We start from the raw sequence: 26509 nt of genomic DNA, 5'->3' as shown, positions 1-26509 counted from the left end.
TTACCGTGTTTCCTTTATCTCAGTCGATGCTCCTCCAGTTTGTACGGCGATGACCAAGGCGCTTGCGCTTTTGTTCATGCAGATAATGCTTCATACTGTTAATCAAGAATAAATAGCCTATACATTATTTTTTATTTCATCCATCAATTGTCGAGAACGTTTAGCATTACCCTCGGCAAAATTACGCAGTCGGTTTTGTAGTTCTTCATTGTCATGTATACGTTCAGCCATAATTAAGTATGTTTTCATCATTTCATTCTCTCTTTCTAACGACATTTGTAAGTTTTGTTTTAGTGACTTTTTAGATAATTCATCTTCGCTGTCATAGTCACGATCATAATCCAGTTCGTGATTCATTCTAATCCTCCTATAATTATATTCTTTTATGTTTTGCACATAAAAATCATCTTTTATTCTAAAAGACTGTTTTTTGATTCTTATGACTTCAATAAGAGGTAATATCCAAAAATTCCTAATCCTTTTCATTGCCGATAACATCGTATGTGAACTAGTTTTATCATAGATTTCTTTCAACAATTGCGCCAGATTGTAGCATAATGGATGAAAAATATATTGCTAAAGTAGAAAGGTTTTTTGAAGGCGTATTAATTACCTTTAGGGTAGCTCAATAAAAAACAAATTAGGTGTAATGATAATGTAAAGTGGTGTATAGTAAAAAGAAAAATTTTCCTTTATAACTAAGGGATGGGAGGATGCTATGGAAAAGCTAGAATATGAATGGGTAAAACAAACACGTCAGATTTTATTAGACCAGTGTAGAGAATTAAATGAAGATGACTTTACTAAAGAGTTAGAATTTGGTTTTCAGAGTATTAGAGATTCTTTAGTTCATCTGGCAGGTTGCTATCATGCTTGGCTAGGTTCTTTTGTACTTTCAGAAACATCATCACCATTATTTACGAAGGAAGTAATTAATAATATGAAGATAGATGATATTCAACGCTATTTTCAACAAGCTGATGTATATGTAGAGAGTGTATTTGAACATTTCAAAAACAAATTTGATGAGTTTATCGAAAAAGAGCCTTCTTGGAAAGCGGGCGGTGGGTTTGTAAGAAAAACGCCACATCAATTACTAATCCATTCAATTACTCATGAATCACATCATAAAGGACAAATTGTCGCAATGCTACGTCTACTTGGTCATATACCTAAAAATACAGACATATTGGGGTTGCCTGAAAAGGAATTCGCTAAATAAAAATAAAGAAGTCTTCCGCAATAGGGAGCTTTTATTGAAAAAAGATCACAGAAATGATCAATCTTTTTTTCAAAACATGCTTTTTCTTTTGCATGTTTATCAATAACAAGTATATAAGAAATTATACGCTCTCAATCACTTTAGAAAGTCTTTAGTAACAAAACCTTTTTCGAATATTGATAAAGCAATTTACGAGAAAATATTGATATCCATTAAGCAGTTTCTTTTGTCAAAAGAAAAATACTTAAATGAAGATGTAGAAGCATTAGATATCGCAGTTGAATGGATAAAAAGTGAGGGTATTTACTTTAAAAATGTCCCATATACCTTGCATGATGTAGCTTTAACCATTCAGCATTTTCGAAATAAAATGGTAAACCTAAAATAGAAACAAAATCTTATTGTTGAAATAATGGGAGAAATACGACCGTTTAAATAGAACAAGTAACTAAAGGATCTTCCAAGTTGAACTGCACCCCAATTGTTAGACACAACTAACAAGAAAAAGATGAAAATGTAATACTAAAGATACATATGGGAATTCAAAAAGTAGCAAAAAAGCTTGGTGTAGATAAAACGGGTTTTAGAGTCATAACTAATACAGGAACTCACGGACAACAAGAGGTTTATCATTTACATTACCATATTATTGGAGGTAGACAGCTTAAGTGGGAAATGTAAATGGTACTTATTCAATGAACGGGTTCACCTTTAGTTCAATAACGATCTTCGGCGTACTATTTGATGATCAACATATTGGTGAAGCAGGAAAATTTAATAGAAGGAGTGAGTCACATGTTAATCGGTCATATTAAGGAAATTGTTCGCCATCCTGTGAAGTCATTTTCCGGGGAGAGTGTGAAAAAAACAAACATAATGGAATATGGTTTATACGGGGACCGCAGCCATGCTTTTCTAGATGATACGAGAAAGGGAAAGTTTTTAACGATCACTCAATTCCCAGAGATGGTTACATATAAAGCAAGGTTTGCAGGAGAAGAATCAATGGAACAATACCCTAAGGTAGAAGTCATAACGCCAGAGGGTAAGGCTATGAATTGGGAAGATGAAGAACTCCTTGAAGAAATCGCAAGGAAATCGAAACGAACCATTTCGCCGATTACCTATACACCTGCCCGTGTACCTTTAGGGGCAATTGAAGAAGAACATATTCAACTTGTAACAGATGCCTCATTAATGAAATTAAAGGATATATGGGGAAAAACAGATGTCGATTATAGACGGTTCCGGCCTAATTTACTCATATCGTTACAGGAAAAAATTCCGTTTATAGAAGAAGAATGGTTCGGAAGACATCTCAAAATTGGAAGTGAAGTAGAAATCCAATTAAAAAGGCATTGTGAAAGATGCATGATTATTACCGTGGATCCTGAAAATGCAGACCGAGATGCCTCTTTGCTTAAAACAATTGTAAAGGAAAGAAAAAATCATTTTGGCGTTTATGCTTCTGTTATAAAGACCGGTCAAATTCATTTGGGTGATGAAGTGGTTTTGCTAAGATGACGCGTTTAACTACTAACGCGTCTTTATTTTACAATTAAGTAAAAAAGGAGTTGGTTAGTTTAGAAAAACTGAAATTGTTCCCTGGTCAAAAGAATGGGCCGAATTATACGCTAGTGAAGAGAGGATCCTTAAGGAACTATTTAGAGATGAATTGGTTGATATTTTTCATATTGGAAGTACCTCTGTAAAATCAATAGGGTATGCAAAACCAATAATAGATATTTTAGTAGTAGTTAGAAATATTGAACATGTTGATTTATACAATGAAAAAATGAGGTCTTTAGGATATGAACCAAGAGGCGAAAACGGAATATCTGGCAGAAGATACTTTCCTAAAGGCAAAGAGAAAAGAACCCACCATGTACATATCTATGAAGTTGGTAACGAGAATATCGAAAAACATTTAAGTTTTAAAAATTACTTGTTAAACAATCCAGAAGAAGCAAAAAAATATGGTGAATTAAAACTTGTATTAGCAAAACAGTTTCCAATTGATACGCATCGGTACCAAAAGGAGAAAGAAGCTTTTGTAAATGAGCTTGTTGAAAAATCTCTTAAATGGAGTTTCTTTAATAATTAGTTTTAAACTAGAGGGGACTAATAATGAAAATTCGTTTAGTAAAAGGATCAGACTACTATGCCATATCACCTCTAATAAATGAGTGGTGGGGCGGAAGACAAATGTCTGATAAGCTATCGAAATTATTCTTTGATCATTTTACAAACACAAGTTTCGTTGCTGAAAAGGAAGGGGAAATAATAGGTTTTCTGATAGGCTTTCTATCTCAATCACATCCTAATGAGGCATATATTCACTTTATAGGAGTTCATCCTGATTACAGAAAACATAATATGGGAAAAACATTATACAACGAATTTTTTAATAAAGTGAAACAAAATGACCGGAACATTGTCCGCTGTGTAACGTCTCCTGTTAACAAAGCTTCGATAGCGTATCATACCAAAATGGGGTTTGAGATTGAAAAAGGAGATAAAACAATTAATGGTGTTTCTGTCTTTACTGACTATGATGGACCAAATCAAGATAGAGTCCTATTTGTGAAACAGTTGGTTTAATTAAAAAGCTGCTTATTTTATAAATAGGCTTATTTCTTGATAAAGATGGGTGTTCTTTTGAGTATCATTATTTGAAAAATAGGTGATAGCTACATATATACCCAAGGCTTTTAAGGTTAATGAAGAACGAAAGTAAATATCTTTATCAAAATGAACAGTTATTGGCTGTTCATCAATTATGTGCGATTCTTCATTAAGGAAGGATCCCTTTTCTTTATACAATGAACTTATTTCTGTATAAATTTTCTATTTAGTGGAAAGATAAATGAGTAATTATTTTTGAGGAGGGTTTCATTTTGGCAGAAAATAAAGAGTTGAATGCTTCAAACGGAGAAGATGTGAAACGTGAGACGCTGACAACACGCCAGGGACATCCTGTAAGGGATAACCAAAATATCCGTACAATTGGCAATCGTGGCCCCGCAACTCTAGAGAATTACCATTTCATTGAGAAAATTTCCCACTTTGATCGAGAAGAGGTGCCGGAGCGTGTGGTGCATGCCCGAGGAACTGGAGCCTTTGGCTACTTTGAAACTTACGGAAAAGTTGGAGACGAACCGGTAGAAAAGTATACTCGCGCGAAGGTATTTTCCGGTGCAGGGAAGAGAACACCGTTAATGGTTCGCTTCTCTACAGTGGCAGGAGCGAAGGATTCGCCGGAAACCGCACGAGACCCACGCGGCTTTGCAGTAAAAATGTATACCGAAGATGGCAACTGGGATTTGGTTGGGAACAACCTGAAAATCTTCTTTATCCGTGATGCAATGAAGTTCCCTGATATGATTCACGCATTTAAAGCAGATCCTGCTTCGAACGTGCCAAATCCTGAGCGCATGTTTGACTTCGTTTCACGTACACCTGAAGCAACGCATATGATTACATTCCTATTCTCTCCATGGGGGATTCCCGCTACATACCGCCATATGCAGGGGTCTGGGGTAAATACCTATAAATGGGTAAATGACAAAGGTGAGGCTGTGCTTGTAAAGTATCACTGGGAGCCGAAGCAAGGGATCCGTAATTTAACACAAGAAGAGGCAAACGAAATTCAAGCGAAGAACGTAGGTCATGCGACGCAAGATTTATATGAAGCGATTGAGCGTGGAGATTATCCGGAATGGGAGCTTTTTGTCCAGATTATGGAGGATGATTACCATCCGGAACTTGATTTTGATCCGCTCGATGATACGAAGCTTTGGCCGGAGGAAAAGTTTCCATGGTTGCCGGTTGGTCGGATGGTTCTAGATCGCAATCCAGTGGATTTTCATGCAGAGATTGAGCAAGCAGCCTTTGGTACAGGGGTTCTTGTCGATGGAATGGACTTTTCAGACGATAAAATGCTGCAAGGCCGTACATTCTCATATTCCGATACACAGCGCTATCGTGTAGGAGCGAACTATTTGAAATTGCCTGTGAATGCACCGAAAGCTCCTGTTCGTACGAACCAGCACCGCGGCCAAATGGATATACGTGATCCGAAAGAGTCTGGAGAAAATCCGCATATTAACTATGAACCATCGATGCTCGGCGGCTTTGAGGAGGCAGGTAAAGAAAATCATCCGCCGCATCAGCCAACGTATAATGCGGCAGCAATGAGTGCGCCTATTGATCGTCCTAACAACTACGGACAAGCGGGTCACACATACCGCAGCTTTGAAGATTGGGAGCGCGATGAATTGATCAAAAACCTATCCGAAGCTCTTGCAGCATGTAATAAACGAATTCAGGATGCCATGATTGAGCACTTCACACAAGCAGATGAAGACTATGGCCGTCGTGTAAAAGAAGCTCTAGAAATGAAAATGAAAGAAATGAAAGAAATGGAAACAGAAAGCAAGGTTCCAGGCCGTGAAGCAGGTCAATCGAAATATGGTCAAGGATCATTAGCTGCGAACGAAGCAACAAGAGATGCTGTGAACAAAAGCCACGAAGCTGATCCTTATTAATGAAGAAGTAATAGGTTGTCTTAGATGGTTAGTGATTATAACCTGACTGGGCAGCCCTTTTTATATGGAAAAACTTTTGTAAAACAAGTGTTATTAGCTGAGAATTTGATTTATAACTTGTTAAGCGATCATGTGCAATGCTATTAGAATGGCATTGTTTTTTTTTGACAAATAAACAGGAAGTTTGATTTATGAAAGGAAATTTTATGTTGGATAGCGAATGCTCTTAAAGGAAACTATTTACATTTTAGGAGATGATAAAAATGAACATTGCCATAAAGGAATTGCCTGAATTAGAGGTAGCTTTTGTTAGACGGTTTGGAAGTTATTTTAAATCAACAGAAGATCATTGGGGACGATTGGTTAATTGGGCAGTAAATAATGGACTTTATCCACCTAAACAAAGTTTTATCGGAATATCATTAGATAACCCAGATGATGTATATGGAGAAAATTGTCGTCACGATGCCTGTGTTACGATTCCAGAGGGTTTTGAAAAGGAGAAACATATTCATAATGGCATTCAATTTAGAAAGCTAGATGGCGGGCAATATGCTTTGTATTCATTTTATGATACACCGGAAAAATTGAATCTTGCTTATAAATATATGTATGAAGAATGGTTAGCAACTAGCAAGTATGAAGCTGATTATGACCGGTTTAATCTTGAATTTAATTTGAATAATCCTGCTGAAGATCCAGAAGGGAAATGCAAGGTTGATTTATATGTACCGATAAAAAATCAATAAACAAATTGCGTACCTTTTGTTTCATCAATCTGGCGTAACGTGCCATTTTTGTGGGGAAATGAGAGAAAGAGAGTATGGAGGAAAGATGAAAATAATAGAACTACCAATTGAATTTGAATTTAATGGACAAAAAAATACCATATATCCTAGTTTAATTATCTTAAATAATGAACTAACCCTGGTCGATACAGGGTATGCTAATTTTTTGACGTTAATTGAAAATGAAATTATTAAAAGTGGATATGAAATGAAAAATCTAAAAAATATCATCATTACTCACTATGATGATGATCACATAGGTTCTTTATATGATTTCAAAGAAAAGTATCCCTGGATAAGCATTATAGCTAGTGAAATAGAATCAAAATACATTTGTGGTGAAAAGAAGTCAGAGAGATTGGTTCAAGCCGAAGAAATGCTAGAAAATTTGCCGGATGAAGAACAAGAATTTGGAGCGTGGTTTATACAGCAGTTAAAAAGTTTGAAGCATGTCCCAATTGATAGAAAGGTACAAGATGGAGATATGATTTTGAATAACAAATGCAGAGTAGTAGCAACACCTGGCCACACTTCAGGGCATATCTCCTTATATTTTCCTAGTTTAAAAAGCATCATAACAGGTGATGCAGCAGTTAAAGAGAATCATGAATTAGCTATTGCTAACCCTCACTTTTGTTTAAATCTTGAGAAAGCAAAACAGTCTTTGGCAAAGCTTAAAAATCTTAAAGCCGAACATTACTATTGTTACCATGGTGGAAAATTTACTTTTTAGTGGTAAAGGGACACTATTTCTTAATAAGAAAAATGGCATTTTTATTTAATGGAAAGATTACTAAAGTATGCGGTTCCATCTAAATTATTATGGGAAGGCGATTAATAAATTGAATTACATAAAAGAAATGAGAAAGCATATTGGTCATGAAACTCTATTAACAGTAGGGTGTGGGGTTATTATCGAAGATAACGGTATGATATTATTACAGCATCGTACTGATGAAGATAATTGGTGTATCCCAGGTGGAATGATGGAGGTTGGAGAAACATTCGAAGAAACAGCGAGGAGAGAAGTTTATGAAGAAACTGGATTAAATGTAACTAGTTTAGATTTGTTTGGTATATATTCAGGAGAGCAATGCTTTGTTCGATATCCGAATGGAGACAAGGTATTTAGTGTTCAAGTTATATTTATCTCTAAAAAATACAAAGGAAAGTTAAAACAAGTTGATGTCGAAAGTAGAGATCACAAGTTTTTCCGAAAGACCGATCTGCCTGTTCATATAAATCCACGCCAAAAACCGTTTATACTTGATTGGGTTAATGGTAAGGAAATACCAATAATAAATTAGTATGAAATATAATGATTTTTTCTTTACTAATGAGATCGATGCTTCAATAAACGAAGGATCGTTTTTTTGATAGTAAAGAAGGTAACAGTTTATTCAATATAGAAGGTTTATCGGAGGATGATGAACTATGAACAAACTTGATTTTATTCGTAAAGAGGAAAAGAAGTACCATGATTTTTGTTACGAGAATTATAAACTATTTGAAGAAGGTTCTTGGCTATCTAAACCCGTTAAAACAGTGCTGGATTACTGCCTTTATTAAAAAAAGACCATATCCAGGTATTAGATTTAGGGTGTGGAGTGGGAAGAAACAGTATTCCTATAGGCGATCATAATGGTAAGGTTGTCTGTGTTGATTTATTAGAATCGGCGTTAGAAAAATTGGGTCAATACAGTAAAGAATATGGTGTTAATGATGTAATTGTATTAGAAAAAGCTGATATAGGGGATTATCAAATTAAACAAAATAGCTATGACCTCATTGTTGCTGTATCTAGTTTAGAGCATGTGGCTTCAGAAACGATCCTTGAACATGTCTTTAGGCAAATGGAAGAAGGAACAAAAATAGATGGAATTAACTGCATTATTATCAATTCGGGAGTAGAAGAGATTGATATAAAAACAAATAAAAAAGTAGATGCCTTATTGGAAATTAACATCCGTACAGAAGATATGATCCGCAAATTACAACGTAATTACGATGGATGGGAAGTTTTAATGCAATTAGTAAAGCCTTTGGAATTCAAAATAGTGCGGAATAATAAAGATATATTATTAAAAACAAATGCAATAACTTACGTTGTAAGAAAAAGTAAATGATCTAACTATTAGTTTTCCCACAGGTCTAGTCGTCAGTATCCACCCGATCCCTCTGGAGAGAAATTGTTCCTTTTTTGCTTTTAGGAAAGGGTTTGAAATGACACTAGATGTATGTTTGGTTGTAAAGTTTGATACCATTTTATTGTATAAAGTTAAATAATCAACAAATACTAACAATATTGGACAAAATATAGACATAAGAAATCCGTCTTTCCTCTATAGTAAACACAATGAATATAGTATGCGGGAATGAGGAGAGTTTATGGAAATTGTTGAACGTTTATTTGCTCAGTATGGATATTTAGTGTTGTTGATTGGTCTTCCCTTGGAGCTAATTGCTTCCCCAATACCTCCTGGAAACTCGACATTAGCATACACCGGATATTTATCCTACAAAAAAATTCTCGATTTTCTACCAGCGCTTGCTGCGGCGTATTCAGGAGCATTGTTGGGTATAACAATTACATATTGGATTGGAAACAAGTTTGGTATGCCACTAATCGAAAAATACGGTAAATGGCTGCATTTGAAGCCGAAATATTTAAAGAAAACGAGAAATGCTTATGAAAAATATGGGAATAAAATGCTTCTTTTTGGTTTCTTCTTGCCTGGTGTTAGACAGTTTAACAGCTACTTTGCGGGTATCATGCATATACCCTATCGGACATTTGCTTTGTATGCCTATATAGGGTCATTCTTATGGGTATTGGTATTCATTGGTATCGGTTATGTGTTTGGGAATCAATGGCAGTTTGTTTTTGCTTGGATTGAGCATTTCTTGCTATTTATCTTACTTATCTTATGCTGTACAATTGTTGTTTATTTTCTATATAAATGGCGTAATCGGCTAAGAAACCAACAAGACATTCACAAAGGGGAATCTGAGTAAACGACTGCAAAAGATTTGACCTATCACTTGATAAGATTTAGCCAATAAAAAACTCAGTCATTCTTAATGACGAGTTTTTTATTGTGAATTTTTTTATTATAAAGAGGACTTTATAAAAAAGGGTTAATTTATCGGGTCTTTTTCAAACTGCTTATTAAAAACGATGTTGATTACGGCCTTGCCATCACTTGGGCAACCATTTGAGAGATCAGTAGGGAATAGAGAGAAAAACACATAGTAAACAGAAAAATAAACAAATTGATACAGTACAATATTAGGATGAAGAATTTCCTGAAGAATTAAGCCGTTAACAAGGATAATGGCTGCGATGTTAAAGATAGAACCGCCTAGATAAACAAAAATCCTTTTCGCTTTTCCATTCTTCTTTTGATGTAATGCTTTATATTTACACCAACCATCAAAAAAGTAAAGCTTACGGATATAAAGAGGGCCTATTTTGCACAGCATATTTCCTGTGCCGATATGGATATCTACATGACAGCCGAAAAGCTTTGCAAAAAATAAATGGCCGATTTGATGGATGATGGTCACAAGTGGAAATACTAAGAAAAGTGAAAGAAAGAATGTCCACATGTCTTCAAAGCCGAACAAGGTAATCCCCCTTTTTCAACAATGCTTTTAAATCACCTTCCCAAAATTAATAAAAACAAAACCTTTTAATAGAAAAGCTTTTTGTTATTATGATATTTTCAGATTCCAAGATAGGCAGAGAAAGAGATTATTTATATTTTGTATACGTGTGCTTTGCTTAATGATGAACTCGCCTTTTACCATTTGTATGATTTCGTTTTATTAACAAAATTCCCATTTACATTTTCTGGTTTAATGTTATTATCTTTTTAAGAATATAAGAGCACACGGAGATCAAAAATGGATATTATTATTGGAATCATTTTTGGGATAGATAAATGGAATTGGAACAATTAAAAATTTTTGACGATGACAGAAATCAAATCGGTGTTGCTTCCCGTAAGGATGTACATAGAATAGGATATTGGCATGAAGCGTTTCATTGCTGGTTCATTAGTAAAGAAGAAGGGACCGATTATATTTATTTGCAACTTCGCAGCGAGACTAAAAAAGATTATCCTAATTTATTGGATATTACGGCTGCTGGACATTTGTTGGCTGATGAAACGGTTAAGGATGGAATAAGAGAAATAAAAGAGGAAATAGGAATAGATGTTCTTTATGACGAATTAGTACCATTAGGCATCATTCATTATTGTGTCATAAAAGAAAATTTCATCGATAAAGAATTAGCAAACGCTTTTTTATATATAAGTGATCATACATTCGATGACTTTACACTTCAAGCTGAAGAGGTTTCAGGTATTGTGAAAGCTACATTCAACGATTTTGCCAAACTTTGGCTAGGTGAAAAAGAAACAATTAAGGTAAAGGGATTTAAACAAAATAAAGCCGGGGATAAAATCTTGATTGAAGAAAATGTGGGAAGGGATAAATTTGTTCCACATCAACCTTCATACTATAAATCTATTATCTTAAAAATAATAGAACGGATTGAATAGAGTCATAAAAAATCGATAGCAGGTGGTGCCAAAATGTTGATTAAACCAAAGGGCTTGCAGCCTGGAGATCTAGTCGCGACAGTCAGTACGTCATGGGGAGGAGCGGGTGATCCTGAAATAAGATGGCGTTATGAGCAAGGTGTAAAGAGATTAGAAGCAGTATTTGGCCTTAATGTGATCCCAATGCCGAATAGCTTAAAAGGTGGAGACTATCTTTATCACCATCCTCAAGCGCGTGCGGAAGACTTGATGACGGCATTTAAAGATAAGAAAATTAAGGGTATCTTTGCGAATATCGGTGGAGAAGACAGCATCCGCTTACTTCCTTATATTGATTTTGAAGTAATCCGTGCGAATCCAAAAATATTTGTAGGTTATTCAGATGTGACGATTTCACATTTATTTTGCCATAAAGCAGGGATTTCCTCCTTTTACGGTCCAGCTATATTAGTTGATTTTGCAGAGAATGTGGAAATGGATCCATATACGATTGAAATGGTAAAGCGAACATTTTTTTCAAATGAAGTTATTGGCGATATTCAACCAGCTAAGGAATGGACTAGTGAGTACTTGGAATGGGATATAGCCAATAAGCACCGAAGGCGTAAAATGAACAAGAACACAGGTTACGAGGTGATTCAAGGCTCCGGAGTCGTACAGGGACGTTTGATTGGTGGCTGTATTGAGGTACTTGAGTTTGCGAAAGGAACCGACATTTGGCCGAATCAGTCATATTGGGAGGATAGCATTCTTTTCTTTGAAACATCTGAGGAAAAGCCGGAACCTAATCTTATTAAATATTGGCTGCGAAATTATGCGACACAAGGAATTTTGCAAAAAGCGAAAGGTATTGTGTTTGGTAAACCACAAGACGAGAAATATTACGATGAATATAAAGAAGCCATAAAATCGGTGATGAAGGAATATCGGTTGGAGGAATTGCCAATCTTGTATAACTTGAATTTTGGCCATACTGAACCTAAATGTATTTTGCCATATGGCGCAATGGCGGAAATTAATTGTGAGAAGAAGACGTTTGCCATTTTAGAAAGTGGAGTGGAATAGTCAAAAATTTTATCCTTTGTTTTGGGGTGATATAGTGTCAATAAAAGGTCTTAACCATCTATTATTTTCCGTGTCCAATTTAGAGGATTCAATCGAATTTTATAAAAATGTGTTTGATGCAAGATTGTTAGTTAAGGGAAGAAGCACTGCTTATTTCGATTTAAATGGGATCTGGCTTGCGCTTAATGAAGAAAAGGATATTCCCCGTAATGAAATCTTGCAATCATACACACATATCGCTTTTTCAATAGATGAAGCAGAATTTGATCATCTCTACAACAAACTAAAGAAGTTAAAGGTAAAGATCCTCTCAGGCCGCCCAAGAGATGAAAGAGATAAAAAATCCATTTACTTTACCGATCTTGATGGCCATAAATTTGAATTTCATACAGGTACGCTGCATGACAGACTGGATTATTACAGACGGGAAAAAATACATATGGATTTTTACGATTAATTATTTCCTAGAGTTTTAAAATGATAACGATTAATTAATAACAGTCATAAAAAAGGAGGGATTTTAAATAATGAAACGAGTAGATGTTACATATGTACTGCTCTTTGATGAGTCGGGAGAAAATGTATTGATGGTTAAAAATAAGGGAGAAAAATCATTCTATTATACACTTCCTGGTGGAGCAGTTGAGCAAGGAGAAACATTAGAAGAAGCTGCCATTCGAGAAGTAAAGGAAGAAACGGGCTTGGATGTAGAAATACATGGTGTTTTCTCTGTCGGCGAGGCATTTTTCGAAGAAAAAGGACATCACGCCATTTTCTTTACTTTTAGCGGGAAAATAATCGGTGGGGAAATGAACATTTCAATGCCAGAAGAAATTGAAGAAATCATTTGGATGGATTCTCAAAAAGCTGAAAAATACATACATATAACAAGCGAATCAAAAGGAATGATATACAGTAAAACAACAGTGCCATATTTACTTAGAAAAAGAGTTATTCAGAATTCCTGAAAACAAATTATCCCAAAGGGGACAATCTATTAACATGAAACGAATTAACTACTCGATACAGTTAGTAAATCTGATGGAGCCTGTATCGAGTTTAACCTAGTATCTGTCAGTTAACTGTATCGTCCACAAAGAAAAAAACAGTGGAGGCATAGTTAGTATGAACATAAATAAGTTAAAAAAAGAATGGCTTGAATATGAAAAAGTACCATTTGAGGGATGGGATTTTTCTTATATAAAGGATAGCTGGGAAAATGAAACACTTCCCTGGGATTATACAGAAATTGTAAAGAAGTATTTGTCTTCAGATATAGAATTACTTGATATGGGCACAGGGGGAGGAGAATTCCTTCTATCTTTATATCATCCTTATGAAAAAACATCGGTAACAGAAGGCTGGGAACCTAATATAAATCTATTAAAGAGCAAATTGGTTCCTTTAGGGATAAAGCTAGCCCCGATAGGCGACGATGATATCATTGATTTTCCAGACAATCATTTTGATCTTGTTATAAATAGGCACGAATCTTTTCGTGTTGAAGAGGTAAAAAGAGTTTTAAAACCTAACGGTGTGTTCATTACTCAGCAGGTAGGCGGGGAAAATGGAAAACGATTATCCAATATGCTTATTCCGAACTTTCTTCCAAGCTATGAAACCTTTACTATGAAAACTGTGCTAGAAGTTTTAAACGAGCATAAATTTGAGATCATGTTTGCTGATGAATATTTTCCATACCAAAAGTTTTTTAATATGGAAGCGCTTATTTATTATGCCAAAGTGATCGAGTGGGAGTTTCCAGGGTTTAATGTAGAAGCTCACTTTAATCAGCTGTTGAATGCCTATCGTGAAATAACAAAGAATGGCTATATTTTAAACTATGAGCATCGATTTGTCATTGTTGCTTTTAATCATAAAGAAACTTAAATTCATCCCTTTTCAAAAATCGCTCATAGGAAGCTTATCAAATGAAACTTTTTTACGAAGATCTCGTATTATCTTTTATAAAAGGTAAAAGGGTGATAAATATGAATGCAAAGGGATGTATCAAGTGTGGCCATAATGGAGCTAAAACGAAAGAAATCGCAACCTCAGGTACTGGGTTATCAAAATTCATGGATATTCAACATAATCATTTTGTAGTTGTATACTGTACAAATTGCGGATACTCCGAACTTTATAATAAAAAGTCATCAAGATCTAGTAACCTATTAGATTTATTTTTTGGAGGTTAAAGGGTGTTTGGCTGTCAATTCAGCCAACATGTTTTAGTTTGCTGTGGAAACCATTTTTGTTTTTATATGTTTTACAAATTTGGTTCTACTAAAGAAGGATGAAACTTTCAAAAGATTAGGTGAGAAATGTGAGTACCGAGACATTACCAGCTTGGTTTTGGCTAATCTATTATTCATTTTTGTTTATAACATTTGGAACAGTCATATATAGCCTAATTCGAAAAAGTAATTTCCGAATGTCTATTACCCTCATCGTTTTTTTAATGACAGTTCCGGTCATTTCTTTGTTAGGTTGTATTGGAAGAGGAGAAGGGCAGAATGAATTTGAATATATATTTGCTCAATTCCTGCAAGGTGCTGTTTGGTCAATTTATGTGGTGATCGGGTACTTGTTTTTAGTTATTTGGTGGTTTGTGTTCAGCTTATCTAACAAGAAAATAAGGAATGTAAAAGGGTAGCTAAAAGTTTATATACAGCAGGATACTGGAAGCTGCAAAAAAGAAAGGGAAAGACAATTTAGTAAAATAACCGACTTGTTTAATGATATTTATATGAAAAAAACTAAATCATATTGGTTCCTGTTCCTTAGGCACCAATATGATTTTATCCAAGAGGGATTCTACATAATATTAGCTTTTAGTTTTATTGCTTAAATCGATCAGAATTTTCCCGGGCAAAGGCCCCGCCTTCTCTAATGGTTTTGGCTAGTGCTTCCTTTGCCAAGTTTTCCATACTCATTTCTTCCTTATAGCCTTGTTGATTAGAAGTCCTTACTTTCGATCTATTCATTGATTTGTTCGGCATTTTATCCCTCCTTTCTATCGTTAGTATGGTTTTAATTAGAAGAAAAAACAGAAGGGAAGGAAAAATAAACCCCAAAATTTTGCAAGTAAAGAAAGATGTATTAATGTCCTCATTTTTTTATCTAAGTGGATTGTAACTTCCCAAAGTTATTTTCATTTCTAATGAGCCTAATATGAATTGGTAATAAAAAGCCGAAAACGATAAGAAAAACAATAATTGACATTAACCAATCCCAGCCTTTATAGTTCATATACCCAACATTGACCATTCCAATATCTATGAGAAGCGATATGACAGTGAATATGATTGTTAACTTCCATTTGTTATTTTTTGTTAAGTAATTTAAATATAATATGGCAAGTGATGATGGTACAAAGGTATAACAAAGAGTATCTCCAAGTCCAGCTTTATTAGGGTGTCCTAGATCCAAGAGATCGAATTCCCTGGCAACAAGACCATCACAAAACCAAGTAACAAACCCTACAACCCCGAATGTAATATAGATTTCCCGCCAAGAAATGTTCTTTTTAGGAATAAAAAGGACGATAACAGCTAATAAAATGCTTACTGAAACAGGAAACCACAGTCCCTTGGCACCTAAGTCTAAATTTTCTATAAAACCCTGCATGTATTTTTGCTCCTTATTATTTTGTATTATCTTTTGTTATTGGTAATCGATATATATTGTGGAAAATAAAAAAGATAACAGGAATTATTTGAAATAGTGGCAGGCCTACGATGGGAAGAGTCCTTATTATAACAGCTGTGCTGCGAGTGGAGTTACAAAAAAGAGTGTGACCATTTACAGAGACGGTGCTTCAGCAAAATTAGAGTTGAAATTTAGTACAGTATGCAAAACGGCTTGGGCAAAAATCACGCTAAGTCGACCTGCAAAAACGGATGGAGAGGCAACTGCCTTAGTTGTTCGAAACACTGACAATAAGCAATATAGCTGTGCTTCTCCTGGAGGAAATGGTGAAATTAATAAAGGTCAAATGGGTTTCTGCAGAGGCCTTGCTGGTAAAGAAACTGGATGTACTGAAGAGGACAAAAAATGCTAGAACAGTTATGGAAATACACGACAAAATTCTCTTCAATGCTCTCATTAAACTCACCTCATTCCAAAAATTTCAAATACCACGTTATCTTACCCCCCTAATGGAATTTACTGGTAAGGGGATTTTAACCCAAATTTACTTTACAGTTTATAATCCGATATACCTCCAATTTGTAACAATTACTGGCAAATTTACTTAAAGAAGGAATTACTGCTAACAAAGGGAATTAGATAGTAAAAGATAATGATTATAAAGGAGGATATATAAAATTTGTCTTGATATTTGGACCGCAAGCAGTTGGGAAAATGACGGTTGGCCAGGAAAGAGAAATTAATGGACAATATTGATAAGCGAAATCGTTTAGACGAAACTCCTTTTAGTTATCGAATCAATAAAAATAATACAGTATTTTTAGATTATCATGGGAAACAAGTAAAAATTCTAAAAGGGAAAGAGGCAGAGAGGTTTTTAAGGAAAATCAGCATAGCTGAAGATGAAAAGGCAATACAAATAATAATGGCGAAGATAACAGGTAATTTCAAAAGAGGAAATGAAGGGAATCATCACTCGAAGAGATGATTTTACCAGCTATAACGTTCCATACTTTTAATAGGTTATGCTATTAACGAACACCCTCATGTAATAAAAAGGGTGTTTCGTCGTTTTATGTACCGTAACACCACACCTTTAAATGATCATAACCTTTAGAATCATAGCTCCTGTCGTGTATTCTTTTAGTCACAATATTGAGTTGGTTCGTGGCCTTATTCCTGATTCCCAATATACTCAAATGAGTAAATATGTGTTTTCGTAAGTTCAATAACTTCACGGATAAATTCTTCTTGAGTTTCTATAAAACCATTTTGGATCCAATTATGAAGGAGGCCGTAAAAGCCATAGGCTGTATAACGTTTGAAATAGTCCATATTCACTGGGATATTGTTAATTGTTTCGAAGATAAATTGTTCCTTATAGATTTTTAAGATCGTTTGCGGAAACCGTGTATGTAATCCTGGTAACGTGTCATCATAGTTGATCAACTCAAAAAAATCCCGGTTTTTATAAATATAGGAAACGATATTAAAAGATGATGTTTTAAGCTTGGAGGTATAAACCTTGTGACCAGATACATATGGTTTGCCTACTGAAGCTTCTAAACCTTGAAACATGGAAGCAAGTAAATCTTCAGCTAATTCAATTTTATCCGTGTAATGAATATAAAAGGTACTGCGGTTATAAGCGGCATAATCGACAATGTTTTTTACCGTAACGGAATGGTAGCCCTTCTCTTTTATAAGCTCTATTAATGCTTGTTTTAAATGTACTTCTGTACGATTTTGTCGCCCTGATGTTGTAATTTGTTCGTTATTCATGAAAAAACCTCCCTCAAAATAGACAGATTCATCATAAGTGTCTAACTAGTAGACACTTAATGATATCTTAATGATTGTGAAATGTGAACAAAGGAGTACAATTAAATTGTAAGCAATATAGTACTGATAGTAGATCTGTCTAGTACATTTCTCCAGTATGAGGAGAAAATTTTAACACTAGGAGGATGTATGATGGGTAAATTACAAGACAAAGTAGCTGTTATTACTGGTGGAGCATCTGGTATTGGAGCAGCAACCGCACGTTTATTTGTATCAGAAGGAGCCAAGGTGGTTCTTGTTGATTTAAATGAGGAAAAAGGAAAAGCCTTTGAAGTAGAGTTGAAAGCGCTTAATACTGAAGCTCTTTTTATAAAAGCAAATATTACGAGTGAAGAAGAAGTCGCAAATATCTTTAAACAAACGGTTGAAACATTCGGCAAGGTAGATGTTGTCTTCAACAATGCGGGAATCGGCCGCGTTCACCCTTCACATGATTTAGAGTATTCAGAATGGCGAAACACCGTAAATGTTGATTTAGATGGTGTTTTCTTAGTAGCACGTGAATCGATCCGTGAAATGTTAAAAACAGGTGGCGGTGCGATTGTGAATACAGCATCTATGTACGGTTTGGTTGGATCACCTGGTTCAGCAGCCTATAATGCAGCAAAAGGCGGTGTTGTTAACTTAACTCGTTCACTTGCACTTGAATACGCAGAAAAAAATATTCGAGTTAACGCGTTATGCCCTGGTTTTATTGATACACCTATTATTCCAGAAGAAAGCAAGCAAGTTTTAGCTGCATCCACACCTTTAAAACGCCTTGGTCAAGCTGAGGAAATGGCAAAATCCGTATTATTCTTAGCTTCTGATGATTCTTCATTCATGACTGGCAGCACATTAACAGTTGATGGTGGATATACGGCACAATAAAAAAATCATCGGGATGGATCTATTAATGACTGGGGATACTTACTAAAAGATATCTTTAATGCGAGATATTTTAATTGGGAATAATCTGAGGGATATCTCTATTAATGATAGGGTATTCCCTTAAGTTGGTAAAAAAGGAGGAAACTTAAATGAGCAATCGTTTTGATGGAAAAGTGGTCTTAATTACAGGTGCAGGATCTGGCTTAGGCCAAGCATCTGCTTTACAAATAGCAAAAGAAGGAGCAAAGCTATCACTCGTTGATTTAAATGCTGCTTCATTAGAAGAAACAAAAAGCAAAGTGTTAGAGGTTGCACCAAACGCAGAGGTATTGTTGATCACGGCAAATGTGGCAGATGAAAAAGCAGTTGAAAACTATGTAAATGAAACAGTTGAGAAATTCGGAAAAATCGATAGCTTCTTCAATAACGCAGGGATCGAAGGGAAACAAAACCTAACAGAGGATTTCGGCATTGAGGAATTCCATAAAGTAGTCAATGTTAACTTGAATGGTGTGTTTTACGGAATGAAGCATGTATTAAAAGTCATGAGAGAACAAGGTTTTGGTTCTATTGTCAACACAGCCTCTGTTGGCGGTATTCGCGGAGTAGGAAACCAATCCGGTTATGCAGCAAGCAAACACGGTGTGGTTGGATTAACAAGAAACTCTGGAGTTGAATATGGTCAATACGGAATCAGTATCAAAGCCATTGCACCTGGCGCCATCATGACACCAATGGTTGAAGGTTCGCTAAAACAAATTGATCCAGACAACTGGGAAGAAGTGGGTAAACAATTTGTGGAGCCAAACCCAATGAAACGTTTTGGTAAACCAGAAGAAGTAGGATATTTAGTGGCATTCCTGCTATCCGACCAGGCTGACTTCATCAACGCTGCCGTTATTCCAATCGATGGCGGACAATCTTATAAATATTAAGAAATGTGAAAGCATGGGGACTGCCTCGTGCTTTCTTTATGCCCAGATTTGTAACAATAGATCTAATTTGATGATTTATATCAGTGTCAGTGTCTTAAACCAATGGTCAGCATCTTTCAAAATATCAGTGCCCCTTCTTAATCAGTGCGATCTAAGATTTTTTCACGTCCTCTACGTATCTATCACTCACTTTCACTTTTTTTATTGAATATATAATTAAATTATTATATAGTAATATACGAATGAAAAATGGAGGTGTTTCAATGGCAGAATCATTCATTGAAATTGATAAAGCTGCAGTCATTTTGAAGCTATTAGGTGATAAAACAAGACTGGCAATGGTGAAAATGCTGGATTCTAATGATTGTTGTGTTTGTGAGTTTGTAGAGATTTTTAAGGCTAGCCAGCCTGCTATTAGTCAGCACCTTCGTAAGTTAAAAGATGCGGGAGTTGTCAAGGAATCAAGAAGGGGGCAGTGGATTTTTTATTCTTTAAATAAAAGCAGTGAATACTATCCGCTTGTTCAAAACATCCTTGAGCACTTGCCTGATCAGAATGACCGGGTTAAAGAATTAGAAGCACAGGGTTTACGAATTTCGTGTGACTAGATGGAGGATTTAACAAAATGACATCAATTATTTTGGCATCAGTGATCTTTTTACTCACACTTACGCTGGTTATTTGGCAGCCAAAAGGATTATCGATCGGATGGTCTGCATGTGGCGGTGCCGTTTTAGCACTCATCGTAGGTGTTGTTGATTTAAAAGATGTTTTGGATGTAACATCCATTGTTTGGAATGCAACATTAGCGTTTATTGCCATTATCATTATTTCACTTATTTTAGATGAGATCGGCTTTTTTGAATGGGCGGCTTTACATATGGCAAGAGCTGCACAAGGAAATGGCATAAAGATGTTCGTAAATGTCAGTATTCTTGGAGCGATTGTCGCTGCATTTTTCGCTAATGACGGAGCTGCATTAATACTTACACCTATCGTTCTTGCGATGGTTAGAAATTTACAGTTTAGCGAGAAAATGGTCTTTCCATTTATTATCGCGAGCGGGTTTATCGCAGATACCACTTCACTGCCGTTAGTAGTTAGTAACTTAGTGAATATCGTATCCGCTGATTTTTTTGGAATTGGGTTTGTTGAGTTTGCAACTCGCATGATGATTCCTAACTTTTTCTCATTAGCTGCAAGCATCTTGGTCTTGTTTCTCTTTTTCCGTAAAAGCATTCCGAGAAACTACGACCTATCTCAAGTAAAAAAACCGGTTGAAGCCATTCGTGATGAAAAGATGTTCAACTTGTCTTGGGTGGTTTTGGGGATATTACTAGTTGGCTATTTTACATCTGAATTTCTAGGAATCCCTGTTTCCATCATCGCTGGTATTGTGGCTATTTTCTTTTTATTTATGGCAAAAAGAAGTCCTGCGGTTAATACAAGAACCGTTGTCAAAGGTGCACCATGGGCGATTGTCTTTTTTTCAATTGGTATGTATGTCGTGGTTTATAGCTTGCGTAATGTTGGCTTAACAAATGTGTTGGCTGATTTAATCCAGGCAACAGCTGATCAGGGATTATTTGCTGCAACCGTTGGTATGGGCTTTATCGCAGCCGTCCTATCTTCGATCATGAATAATATGCCAACCGTGATGATAAATGCATTGGCTATTTCTGATACGAATACGACCGGTGTAATCAGAGAGGCGCTCATTTATGCAAATGTAATCGGTTCGGATTTAGGTCCAAAAATCACACCGATCGGATCGTTGGCGACACTACTATGGCTCCATGTCTTATCGTTAAAAGATGTGAAAATCTCTTGGGGCACCTATTTTAAAACAGGAATAATCTTAACGATCCCAACATTGTTTATTACGCTTGTTGGTCTTTATATTTGGTTACTTATCATTCACTAATCTACTTTAAAAGGAGCAATAAACATGTCTAAAAAAACAATATACTTCTTATGTACTGGAAATTCCTGCAGAAGCCAAATGGCAGAAGGCTGGGCAAAAAAGCATTTAGGTGACAAATGGGATGTAAAAAGTGCTGGGCTTGAAGCACATGGATTAAACCCGAATGCAGTGAAGGCAATGAAGGAAGCGGGAATTGATATTTCAAATCAAACTTCTGATGTGATTGATCGTGAAATCTTAAACAACGCGGATTTAGTTGTGACCCTTTGCGGTCATGCAGCAGAGAATTGCCCGGTAACACCTCCACATATTAAACGTGTGCACTGGGGCTTTGATGATCCGGCAAAAGCTGAGGGCACAGAGGAAGAAAAATGGGCGTTTTTCCAGCGTGTTCGTGATGAAATTGGCGAGAGAATTGAACGCTTCGCCAAAACTGGAGAATAATATTTGCAATTAAAAGCCGTGAGAACCTCTCTCGGCTTTAGCTTTACCCTCCCGTCAGTAGGTAGGGTCAAAAGGTAAAAATCTATCAAAAATAATTTTACATGGGGGAATGATTATGCAATAAGTAACGAAGGACCCTCATACTTTGTCATGTATGAGGGTGCTAGCTTTGTCTATCAAGCTATTCCAATTCCTTCTCAACCGTATCAACCTGATGCTTCATGTCCATTTGTTTATCTGTACGATGGTCGATGCTAATATTGGTGACAATTCGGTCAGGGCCTGCTGATAATGCTTCTTGGTGCATGTCTTTGGCAATATCCCATAGTTGTTCGATTTCACCTTCGATGACGGTTGCAGTAGGGGTCAACTTATATGTTAATCCTTTTTCCTCAATTTTTCGGACAACATTGGTGACCTCTGAACTAAAGCTGGTAGAATCAGTTCCTATGGGAATGATGCTTATTTCCAATAATGGCATTTTTGTCACTCCTCGTATTGTTTTGGGCCATTCAAAAGATTAATGATTCGGTTCGGCTGGAACGGAAATATCCTCAAGGGCTTTTCCGGCTTTTTCCGTTGATTTGTTATGAATGGCTAAATCACCAAGCGAGACCATTCCGACTAATTTGTCACCCTCGACAATAGGAAGACGGCGAATTTGATATTGTGACATGATCTCTGCCGCTTGCTCCACGGACATATCTGGCGTTCCTTTTATGACATCTTCGGTCATTAGCTTCGAAATGGACGTTTCTCCTGATAGATTGTTTGCGATTCCTTTTATCACCATATCGCGATCGGTTACGATCCCTACTAATCTTTCATTCTCACAAATTGGCATTGAGCCTATCTCTAGCTCCTTCATTTTCATCGCTACTTCGTTGCAAGAGCTTTTAAGTGTACAGCTTTCAACATCGGTTGTCATAACTTCGGTAATATTCATGTTTCATTCCTCCTTCATAAATTATTCGTTCTCATTTTCTTGCATACCCGTCCTCTTTTTTTGTAAACACATTCTTTTATACTATCACCAGAAAGTATTAGATTTTATGGAGGATAGTATAAGAAACTTTAGCCCTTCGCCGATAATCCAATTTTTTTAATTCTTTTTTGGGATTGGATTTTATTTGGATTGACCTTGTCAAACGTGTAGTTAAGAGCATGGTAAAACAAAAAACAGAAGGGAAGCTGCTTGGCAATATCGCTAAATATACGATTATTACATTAGCTTTCTTTATGGCACTTAATCAATTAGGTGTAGCTAGTACGATTGTGAATGCTGCATTTATCTTAATCTTGGGAGGATTCACACTTGCATTTGGATTGGCCTTCGGGTTAGGTGGAAGAGAAGCGGCTGGTCGTACACTGGACAAATTAGGTAATAAAGTGGAGCAAACGACGATTCAAAGCCCTGGTATTTCAGAATGGAAGAATCCGCAACAATCGAATATCACGACGAGTGACACAAATTTATTTCAAGGTCGAAACATGAAGGATCTAAACAATCCAATGAATACTCGTAACAATCCAAGACGAAATAAATAGGTTTTATCGAGAAAAAGGAATACTGGACCGCAATATGCAGTCTAGTATTCCTTTTTTGCGTGATAGGAAAGTATAAAATTCTGTACTAAGTTTCGGTGTCTAGCTCCAGCGCCTATCGCCTATCAAACTTCAGATCATCTCCCTACGATAAGTCAACATCGGCTCGCTTCGCTCACCGTGTTTCCTTTATCTCAGTCGATGCTCCTCCAGTTTGTACGGCGATGACCAAGGCGCTTGCGCATTTCTTATTTAGGGAGATCCCCTGAATGTTTATTTTTCCAAATGTGGCGGGTAATAGAACCTATAAACTAGTAAAAATGAGGAGAGGAATATGATCGAAACGTATTTGGAAAATAAAAAAGAAGAGATGATTGAGCTTTTGGAGCTGCTCGTGAATACAGATAGCGGAACTTACAATAAAGAGGGTGTCGATGAAGTAGGGGAAATTTTAGAAGAGAAATTTGAAGAGATCGGAATGACTGTAAAGGTACATCCTGAGCGAAAGCTTGGTAACCATTTGGAGGTGAAAGCCACAAGTGACAGCGACCCGAAAATTTTGATTATTGCCCATATGGATACAGTTTTTCCAAAGGGAGAAGCGGCAAAACGCCCGTTCAAGGTGATTGGAGATAAAGCCTTCGGTCCTGGTGTGAATGATGAAAAAGCGAGTCATGTTCAGGTTTTATATGCGCTAAAGGCGTTAAAAGCAGCCGGATCTGACGCTTACAAAAATGTGCATATTATCTTTAACAGTGACGAAGAAATCGGTTCACCTACCTCAAAGCCTCTCATTAAACAGGCAGCTGAAAACAAACAGTATTCGTTAGTCGTTGAATGCTCCCGCCCAGATGGAGGGATTGTGACAGAGCGAAAAGGTGTTGGCCTCTTTACACTTGATGTGAAGGGGAAGAGTGCACATGCAGGTGTAGAGCCGAAACGGGGAAGAAGTGCGATTGAGGAAATATCTCATAAAATCCTCAAGCTCCAGGAGTTAAATGATTATGATGAAGGGATATCTGTAAATGTAGGATTGGTACAAGGCGGGACCTCGACAAATACCGTCCCATCGGCTGCAAAAGCTAAAATTGATGTGCGTTTTAAGGAGGAACATCAGGCTGCCGAGATCGTCAGGAAGATGACTGAAATTTCTCAAGAGGAGTATGTATCAGGAACCAGTACCAAGCTAAAGGGTGATATTAATCGACCGCCTATGCAGAAAACAAACGAGACGGAGCAGCTCATTAACGTCATACAGGAAGCTGCTGCTGAGCTTGATATGTCGATACGAGAGGTAAGTTCAGGAGGAGGATCTGACGCCTCTTTTACGGCAATTGAAGGAATACCGACGGTTGATGGAATAGGTCCGATGGGTGAGTTTTCACATGATGAAAAAGACGAGTATACCGATTTAAAGACATTCCCTCAATTTACAGCATTACTTGCAAAAACAATAGAAAAATTAAGTAAGTAGTATTTTTGCTTAAATGGGCTGATTCATAAGGGAGGATAATCTTCCCCTTTTTCATTATTTTAAAACCAATACTTTCATAAAAAAATATAGCGTTTAAAAATTTAGGTTTAAGGTTTGTCCATTCAGTGAATAAAAAAGATAATACCAAACATGAAAGGTAGAAAGAGAATACTAGAATTCCTAAAAATTAAGTTTTTGAAAGCGATGAATAAACGAAAATACTAGTTTACAAAATATGGTGAATTCAGGGAGGTTTTAATATGGGAGAAGCAGCGAAACGATTAACAACGACGAAAGGTCAACAAATGATGAAATTTCGTCCAGCTTATTCAATGCAAGACATTTACGGAGAAGAAATCATCTACAATCCCAAATTGTATGCTGAAGATTATCAGCATTATTCAGGGGATTTGTTAAGCTTGGACGCTCTCACAGGAAGGGAATAAGCGTAATTGGAAACACACCGGTTGTTTGTCATGCTGCATGTGTGACAAAACCAGCTATAAGATTGCTGAAAAAAGCAGGGCTCCAGGTGCCGCCTATCCTTTATACGTATCAAACTGAAGATGAATATATAGACGTTCTTAAGCTTCTGTCTAATCAAAATAAAAAGATGATTTTTCAATATCCACACCCTGAAGAAAAGGTATCAACAGATCAATACAGGGTTGACCCTAAAGTGTTAGCCTATTTATGTGATAAACGGAATATACCTGAGCTTGTTCCTTCACAGCATATCCCAAAGCGAAGAATGATGAGCTTAGAACAAATTTTAGAGGAAAAGCCGAAGCTGCCTTTTGTTTTAAAAACAGGGGATGGCCGCCCGACCTCTGGTGGATACGGAGTCTTGCTTATTAATGAGGAACAGCAGCTGGATGAGATTACTGAAAGCTTTGGTGATTTATCATCGATCATCGTTGAGGAGTATATCCCTTACGAGCAGAATATTTCTGTTCATTACATGGTCAACAAAGAGAGAGAAATTGAATTTTTAGGAAAATCAGAGCAACTTGTAACAGAGGATGGCAATTTCTCAGGCAGCTGGATTACAACCGAGTTTGATCACAACATCGCTGACATTATTGAAACCGGCTATGAAGTCATGAAAAATATAGCGGATAAGGGATATATCGGAATGGCCGGCTTTGATGTCCTGCTCTATAAAGGACAATATTATTTTATTGATTTAAATGTTCGCTTTAATGCATCGACATGCGGACTCTTGCTCTATAATGATATTCAAAAAAGATTTGCCACAACGTTCATGCGACTTTGCAACTTCAATTGGACGAGTCATTTTGACAGTGCCATTCCAGTGGTTGAAAAATTTGTAGATAAGCAACAGTTTATTCCGTTAAGCTTATTAGATCCCGGTTATTTTCCAGATGAGGAACAGGTAACGAAGATCATTGGACTTGTGATCGGAAAGTCTTCGGAAGAGGTTGAAGATATCCTTGGAGACATGGCGAGAGCTGGTTTTATTTTGAAGGAATAACCGGATAAGAGATAAAAATGGAAGCTTTCGTGTTCAACTGCACCCCCTATATGTTAGTAGAGCTGACATATGGGAGGTGTATTTTTTTGCGGCTTTATTGGTTTTATGAACCAAAACTTCTATCAGTACCACTTATTGA

Annotated in this window: 35 protein-coding genes and 3 pseudogenes; 31 read left to right on the top strand and 7 right to left on the bottom strand. The window is 36.3% G+C overall.

Features of this window, described 5'->3' with window-relative positions; all coding sequences use genetic code 11:
* Positions 1-117 precede the first annotated feature (117 nt).
* A complete protein-coding gene (locus Q1B07_RS19615) occupies positions 118-357 on the bottom strand; it encodes a hypothetical protein (RefSeq protein WP_299095856.1) in 240 nt (79 codons plus the stop codon).
* A gap of 361 nt (positions 358-718) precedes the next feature.
* Between Q1B07_RS19615 and Q1B07_RS19610 the strand changes: the two genes are divergently transcribed.
* The 13 genes and pseudogenes from Q1B07_RS19610 (at position 719) to Q1B07_RS19550 (ending at position 9572) form a co-directional block, all read left to right on the top strand.
* Positions 719-1222, top strand: coding sequence for a DinB family protein (locus tag Q1B07_RS19610; RefSeq protein WP_299833372.1), 504 nt, complete (start codon positions 719-721; stop codon positions 1220-1222).
* A gap of 226 nt (positions 1223-1448) precedes the next feature.
* Positions 1449-1610 (top strand): hypothetical protein, encoded by a 162-nt coding sequence (locus Q1B07_RS19605; protein ID WP_299093260.1) that lies wholly within the window; start codon positions 1449-1451, stop codon positions 1608-1610.
* 146 nt (positions 1611-1756) lie between these two features.
* Positions 1757-1903, top strand: a complete 147-nt coding sequence (locus tag Q1B07_RS19600) for an HIT domain-containing protein (protein ID WP_299093261.1) — start codon at positions 1757-1759, stop codon at positions 1901-1903.
* Positions 1891-2037 (top strand): hypothetical protein, encoded by a 147-nt coding sequence (locus tag Q1B07_RS19595; protein WP_299093262.1) that lies wholly within the window; start codon positions 1891-1893, stop codon positions 2035-2037. The genes Q1B07_RS19600 and Q1B07_RS19595 overlap by 13 nt, the downstream gene beginning before the upstream one ends.
* Complete coding sequence (locus tag Q1B07_RS19590; protein WP_299093263.1) at positions 2018-2746, top strand: MOSC N-terminal beta barrel domain-containing protein; 729 nt, start codon at positions 2018-2020, stop codon at positions 2744-2746. The genes Q1B07_RS19595 and Q1B07_RS19590 overlap by 20 nt, the downstream gene beginning before the upstream one ends.
* Positions 2747-2819: 73 nt before the next feature.
* Positions 2820-3326 (top strand): GrpB family protein, encoded by a 507-nt coding sequence (locus Q1B07_RS19585; protein WP_299093314.1) that lies wholly within the window; start codon positions 2820-2822, stop codon positions 3324-3326.
* 23 nt (positions 3327-3349) lie between these two features.
* The gene (locus tag Q1B07_RS19580; protein ID WP_299093264.1) at positions 3350-3823 is read left to right on the top strand and encodes a GNAT family N-acetyltransferase; all 474 of its coding nucleotides are present in this window, start codon (positions 3350-3352) and stop codon (positions 3821-3823) included.
* 296 nt (positions 3824-4119) lie between these two features.
* A complete protein-coding gene (locus Q1B07_RS19575; RefSeq protein ID WP_299093265.1) occupies positions 4120-5769 on the top strand; it encodes a catalase in 1650 nt (549 codons plus the stop codon).
* 263 nt (positions 5770-6032) lie between these two features.
* Complete coding sequence (locus Q1B07_RS19570; RefSeq protein WP_299093266.1) at positions 6033-6518, top strand: GyrI-like domain-containing protein; 486 nt, start codon at positions 6033-6035, stop codon at positions 6516-6518.
* Between the two features lie 85 nt (positions 6519-6603).
* Entirely contained in the window at positions 6604-7290 is a 687-nt protein-coding gene (locus Q1B07_RS19565; protein ID WP_299093267.1) for an MBL fold metallo-hydrolase, read from the top strand.
* Positions 7291-7357: 67 nt separating this feature from the next.
* Positions 7358-7864 carry an NUDIX hydrolase gene (locus tag Q1B07_RS19560; RefSeq protein ID WP_299093268.1) on the top strand — a complete coding sequence of 169 codons (507 nt, stop codon included), beginning with the start codon at positions 7358-7360 and terminating at the stop codon, positions 7862-7864.
* A gap of 127 nt (positions 7865-7991) precedes the next feature.
* Positions 7992-8683: pseudogene (locus Q1B07_RS19555) on the top strand (class I SAM-dependent methyltransferase).
* 262 nt (positions 8684-8945) lie between these two features.
* Positions 8946-9572 carry a DedA family protein gene (locus tag Q1B07_RS19550; RefSeq protein ID WP_299093269.1) on the top strand — a complete coding sequence of 209 codons (627 nt, stop codon included), beginning with the start codon at positions 8946-8948 and terminating at the stop codon, positions 9570-9572.
* 123 nt (positions 9573-9695) lie between these two features.
* Here Q1B07_RS19550 and Q1B07_RS19545 read toward each other — a convergent pair whose 3' ends face one another.
* Positions 9696-10184, bottom strand: a complete 489-nt coding sequence (locus Q1B07_RS19545; protein WP_299093270.1) for a site-2 protease family protein — start codon at positions 10182-10184, stop codon at positions 9696-9698.
* A gap of 317 nt (positions 10185-10501) precedes the next feature.
* Here Q1B07_RS19545 and Q1B07_RS19540 point away from each other — a divergent pair, with 317 nt between their 5' ends.
* The 7 genes from Q1B07_RS19540 to Q1B07_RS19510 all read left to right on the top strand — a co-directional run bounded on the left by Q1B07_RS19540 (position 10502) and on the right by Q1B07_RS19510 (position 14846).
* Positions 10502-11125, top strand: a complete 624-nt coding sequence (locus tag Q1B07_RS19540) for an NUDIX domain-containing protein (RefSeq protein WP_299093271.1) — start codon at positions 10502-10504, stop codon at positions 11123-11125.
* A gap of 33 nt (positions 11126-11158) precedes the next feature.
* Positions 11159-12190, top strand: coding sequence for a S66 peptidase family protein (locus Q1B07_RS19535; RefSeq protein ID WP_299093272.1), 1032 nt, complete (start codon positions 11159-11161; stop codon positions 12188-12190).
* A 34-nt stretch (positions 12191-12224) separates the two neighbouring features.
* Positions 12225-12647 carry a FosM family fosfomycin resistance protein gene (fosM, locus tag Q1B07_RS19530; protein WP_299093274.1) on the top strand — a complete coding sequence of 141 codons (423 nt, stop codon included), beginning with the start codon at positions 12225-12227 and terminating at the stop codon, positions 12645-12647.
* Between the two features lie 70 nt (positions 12648-12717).
* On the top strand, positions 12718-13158 hold the full coding sequence (locus Q1B07_RS19525) for an NUDIX hydrolase (RefSeq protein ID WP_299093276.1): 441 nt from the start codon (positions 12718-12720) through the stop codon (positions 13156-13158).
* A gap of 157 nt (positions 13159-13315) precedes the next feature.
* Positions 13316-14080, top strand: coding sequence for a class I SAM-dependent methyltransferase (locus tag Q1B07_RS19520; protein ID WP_299093278.1), 765 nt, complete (start codon positions 13316-13318; stop codon positions 14078-14080).
* 101 nt (positions 14081-14181) lie between these two features.
* Positions 14182-14388 (top strand): zinc ribbon domain-containing protein, encoded by a 207-nt coding sequence (locus tag Q1B07_RS19515; RefSeq protein ID WP_299093315.1) that lies wholly within the window; start codon positions 14182-14184, stop codon positions 14386-14388.
* 128 nt (positions 14389-14516) lie between these two features.
* Positions 14517-14846 (top strand): hypothetical protein, encoded by a 330-nt coding sequence (locus Q1B07_RS19510; protein WP_299093279.1) that lies wholly within the window; start codon positions 14517-14519, stop codon positions 14844-14846.
* Positions 14847-15030: 184 nt separating this feature from the next.
* On the opposite strand, the gene Q1B07_RS19505 is transcribed toward Q1B07_RS19510, so the two are convergent.
* A complete protein-coding gene (locus Q1B07_RS19505) occupies positions 15031-15192 on the bottom strand; it encodes a hypothetical protein (protein ID WP_299093280.1) in 162 nt (53 codons plus the stop codon).
* Positions 15193-15313: 121 nt separating this feature from the next.
* Positions 15314-15820 (bottom strand): hypothetical protein, encoded by a 507-nt coding sequence (locus Q1B07_RS19500; RefSeq protein WP_299093282.1) that lies wholly within the window; start codon positions 15818-15820, stop codon positions 15314-15316.
* A gap of 103 nt (positions 15821-15923) precedes the next feature.
* On the opposite strand from Q1B07_RS19500, the pseudogene Q1B07_RS19495 reads away from it, so the two are divergent.
* Together Q1B07_RS19495 and Q1B07_RS19490 are read left to right on the top strand one after the other, a co-directional pair.
* A pseudogene (locus Q1B07_RS19495) lies at positions 15924-16187 on the top strand (DUF2690 domain-containing protein); the annotation flags it as partial.
* A 396-nt stretch (positions 16188-16583) separates the two neighbouring features.
* Complete coding sequence (locus Q1B07_RS19490; RefSeq protein WP_299093283.1) at positions 16584-16829, top strand: hypothetical protein; 246 nt, start codon at positions 16584-16586, stop codon at positions 16827-16829.
* A 185-nt stretch (positions 16830-17014) separates the two neighbouring features.
* On the opposite strand, the gene Q1B07_RS19485 is transcribed toward Q1B07_RS19490, so the two are convergent.
* On the bottom strand, positions 17015-17623 hold the full coding sequence (locus Q1B07_RS19485; RefSeq protein ID WP_299093284.1) for a TetR/AcrR family transcriptional regulator: 609 nt from the start codon (positions 17621-17623) through the stop codon (positions 17015-17017).
* Between the two features lie 192 nt (positions 17624-17815).
* Here Q1B07_RS19485 and Q1B07_RS19480 point away from each other — a divergent pair, with 192 nt between their 5' ends.
* The 5 genes from Q1B07_RS19480 to arsC all read left to right on the top strand — a co-directional run bounded on the left by Q1B07_RS19480 (position 17816) and on the right by arsC (position 21856).
* On the top strand, positions 17816-18553 hold the full coding sequence (locus Q1B07_RS19480; protein ID WP_299093285.1) for an SDR family NAD(P)-dependent oxidoreductase: 738 nt from the start codon (positions 17816-17818) through the stop codon (positions 18551-18553).
* A 149-nt stretch (positions 18554-18702) separates the two neighbouring features.
* A complete protein-coding gene (locus Q1B07_RS19475) occupies positions 18703-19488 on the top strand; it encodes an SDR family oxidoreductase (protein ID WP_299093286.1) in 786 nt (261 codons plus the stop codon).
* A gap of 263 nt (positions 19489-19751) precedes the next feature.
* The gene (locus Q1B07_RS19470) at positions 19752-20096 is read left to right on the top strand and encodes a metalloregulator ArsR/SmtB family transcription factor (protein ID WP_299093288.1); all 345 of its coding nucleotides are present in this window, start codon (positions 19752-19754) and stop codon (positions 20094-20096) included.
* A 17-nt stretch (positions 20097-20113) separates the two neighbouring features.
* A complete protein-coding gene (locus tag Q1B07_RS19465) occupies positions 20114-21412 on the top strand; it encodes an arsenic transporter (protein WP_299093290.1) in 1299 nt (432 codons plus the stop codon).
* Positions 21413-21436: 24 nt separating this feature from the next.
* A complete protein-coding gene (gene arsC, locus Q1B07_RS19460) occupies positions 21437-21856 on the top strand; it encodes an arsenate reductase (thioredoxin) (protein ID WP_299093292.1) in 420 nt (139 codons plus the stop codon).
* Between the two features lie 181 nt (positions 21857-22037).
* On the opposite strand, the gene Q1B07_RS19455 is transcribed toward arsC, so the two are convergent.
* Together Q1B07_RS19455 and Q1B07_RS19450 are read right to left on the bottom strand one after the other, a co-directional pair.
* The gene (locus tag Q1B07_RS19455; RefSeq protein ID WP_299093294.1) at positions 22038-22337 is read right to left on the bottom strand and encodes an MTH1187 family thiamine-binding protein; all 300 of its coding nucleotides are present in this window, start codon (positions 22335-22337) and stop codon (positions 22038-22040) included.
* Positions 22338-22376: 39 nt separating this feature from the next.
* Positions 22377-22802, bottom strand: a complete 426-nt coding sequence (locus Q1B07_RS19450; RefSeq protein WP_299093296.1) for a CBS domain-containing protein — start codon at positions 22800-22802, stop codon at positions 22377-22379.
* 169 nt (positions 22803-22971) lie between these two features.
* On the opposite strand from Q1B07_RS19450, the pseudogene Q1B07_RS19445 reads away from it, so the two are divergent.
* The 4 genes and pseudogenes from Q1B07_RS19445 to Q1B07_RS19430 all read left to right on the top strand — a co-directional run.
* Positions 22972-23209 (top strand): annotated as a pseudogene (locus Q1B07_RS19445) (hypothetical protein); the annotation flags it as partial.
* Positions 23210-23735: 526 nt separating this feature from the next.
* On the top strand, positions 23736-24875 hold the full coding sequence (locus Q1B07_RS19440) for a M20 family metallopeptidase (RefSeq protein ID WP_366945238.1): 1140 nt from the start codon (positions 23736-23738) through the stop codon (positions 24873-24875).
* A gap of 260 nt (positions 24876-25135) precedes the next feature.
* On the top strand, positions 25136-25321 hold the full coding sequence (locus Q1B07_RS19435; protein ID WP_299093298.1) for a hypothetical protein: 186 nt from the start codon (positions 25136-25138) through the stop codon (positions 25319-25321).
* 86 nt (positions 25322-25407) lie between these two features.
* Positions 25408-26370 (top strand): ATP-grasp domain-containing protein, encoded by a 963-nt coding sequence (locus Q1B07_RS19430; RefSeq protein WP_299093299.1) that lies wholly within the window; start codon positions 25408-25410, stop codon positions 26368-26370.
* Positions 26371-26509: the final 139 nt, after the last annotated feature.

Origin of the sequence: uncultured Metabacillus sp., from assembly GCF_947503125.1 — a bacterium.
In the GTDB taxonomy this organism is placed as follows: Bacteria; Bacillota; Bacilli; order Bacillales; family Bacillaceae; genus Metabacillus.
Note: the sequence above shows the minus strand (reverse complement) of the source record. Positions and strands in the feature narration are given on the sequence as shown.

Bases quoted from the DNA above. Each gene is read 5' to 3' on its own strand.
- Q1B07_RS19615 (WP_299095856.1), bottom strand. From the start codon at position 357: ATGAATCACGAACTGGATTATGATCGTGACTATGACAGCGAAGATGAA.
- Q1B07_RS19610 (WP_299833372.1), top strand. From the start codon at position 719: ATGGAAAAGCTAGAATATGAATGGGTAAAACAAACACGTCAGATTTTA.
- Q1B07_RS19600 (WP_299093261.1), top strand. From the start codon at position 1,757: ATGGGAATTCAAAAAGTAGCAAAAAAGCTTGGTGTAGATAAAACGGGT.
- Q1B07_RS19590 (WP_299093263.1), top strand. From the start codon at position 2,018: ATGTTAATCGGTCATATTAAGGAAATTGTTCGCCATCCTGTGAAGTCA.
- Q1B07_RS19580 (WP_299093264.1), top strand. From the start codon at position 3,350: ATGAAAATTCGTTTAGTAAAAGGATCAGACTACTATGCCATATCACCT.
- Q1B07_RS19570 (WP_299093266.1), top strand. From the start codon at position 6,033: ATGAACATTGCCATAAAGGAATTGCCTGAATTAGAGGTAGCTTTTGTT.
- Q1B07_RS19565 (WP_299093267.1), top strand. From the start codon at position 6,604: ATGAAAATAATAGAACTACCAATTGAATTTGAATTTAATGGACAAAAA.
- Q1B07_RS19560 (WP_299093268.1), top strand. From the start codon at position 7,358: ATGCGGTTCCATCTAAATTATTATGGGAAGGCGATTAATAAATTGAAT.
- Q1B07_RS19550 (WP_299093269.1), top strand. From the start codon at position 8,946: ATGGAAATTGTTGAACGTTTATTTGCTCAGTATGGATATTTAGTGTTG.
- Q1B07_RS19540 (WP_299093271.1), top strand. From the start codon at position 10,502: ATGGAATTGGAACAATTAAAAATTTTTGACGATGACAGAAATCAAATC.
- Q1B07_RS19535 (WP_299093272.1), top strand. From the start codon at position 11,159: ATGTTGATTAAACCAAAGGGCTTGCAGCCTGGAGATCTAGTCGCGACA.
- Q1B07_RS19525 (WP_299093276.1), top strand. From the start codon at position 12,718: ATGAAACGAGTAGATGTTACATATGTACTGCTCTTTGATGAGTCGGGA.
- Q1B07_RS19520 (WP_299093278.1), top strand. From the start codon at position 13,316: ATGAACATAAATAAGTTAAAAAAAGAATGGCTTGAATATGAAAAAGTA.
- Q1B07_RS19515 (WP_299093315.1), top strand. From the start codon at position 14,182: ATGAATGCAAAGGGATGTATCAAGTGTGGCCATAATGGAGCTAAAACG.
- Q1B07_RS19505 (WP_299093280.1), bottom strand. From the start codon at position 15,192: ATGCCGAACAAATCAATGAATAGATCGAAAGTAAGGACTTCTAATCAA.
- Q1B07_RS19500 (WP_299093282.1), bottom strand. From the start codon at position 15,820: ATGCAGGGTTTTATAGAAAATTTAGACTTAGGTGCCAAGGGACTGTGG.
- Q1B07_RS19490 (WP_299093283.1), top strand. From the start codon at position 16,584: ATGGACAATATTGATAAGCGAAATCGTTTAGACGAAACTCCTTTTAGT.
- Q1B07_RS19485 (WP_299093284.1), bottom strand. From the start codon at position 17,623: ATGAATAACGAACAAATTACAACATCAGGGCGACAAAATCGTACAGAA.
- Q1B07_RS19480 (WP_299093285.1), top strand. From the start codon at position 17,816: ATGGGTAAATTACAAGACAAAGTAGCTGTTATTACTGGTGGAGCATCT.
- Q1B07_RS19475 (WP_299093286.1), top strand. From the start codon at position 18,703: ATGAGCAATCGTTTTGATGGAAAAGTGGTCTTAATTACAGGTGCAGGA.
- Q1B07_RS19470 (WP_299093288.1), top strand. From the start codon at position 19,752: ATGGCAGAATCATTCATTGAAATTGATAAAGCTGCAGTCATTTTGAAG.
- Q1B07_RS19465 (WP_299093290.1), top strand. From the start codon at position 20,114: ATGACATCAATTATTTTGGCATCAGTGATCTTTTTACTCACACTTACG.
- arsC (WP_299093292.1), top strand. From the start codon at position 21,437: ATGTCTAAAAAAACAATATACTTCTTATGTACTGGAAATTCCTGCAGA.
- Q1B07_RS19455 (WP_299093294.1), bottom strand. From the start codon at position 22,337: ATGCCATTATTGGAAATAAGCATCATTCCCATAGGAACTGATTCTACC.
- Q1B07_RS19450 (WP_299093296.1), bottom strand. From the start codon at position 22,802: ATGAATATTACCGAAGTTATGACAACCGATGTTGAAAGCTGTACACTT.
- Q1B07_RS19440 (WP_366945238.1), top strand. From the start codon at position 23,736: ATGATCGAAACGTATTTGGAAAATAAAAAAGAAGAGATGATTGAGCTT.
- Q1B07_RS19435 (WP_299093298.1), top strand. From the start codon at position 25,136: ATGGGAGAAGCAGCGAAACGATTAACAACGACGAAAGGTCAACAAATG.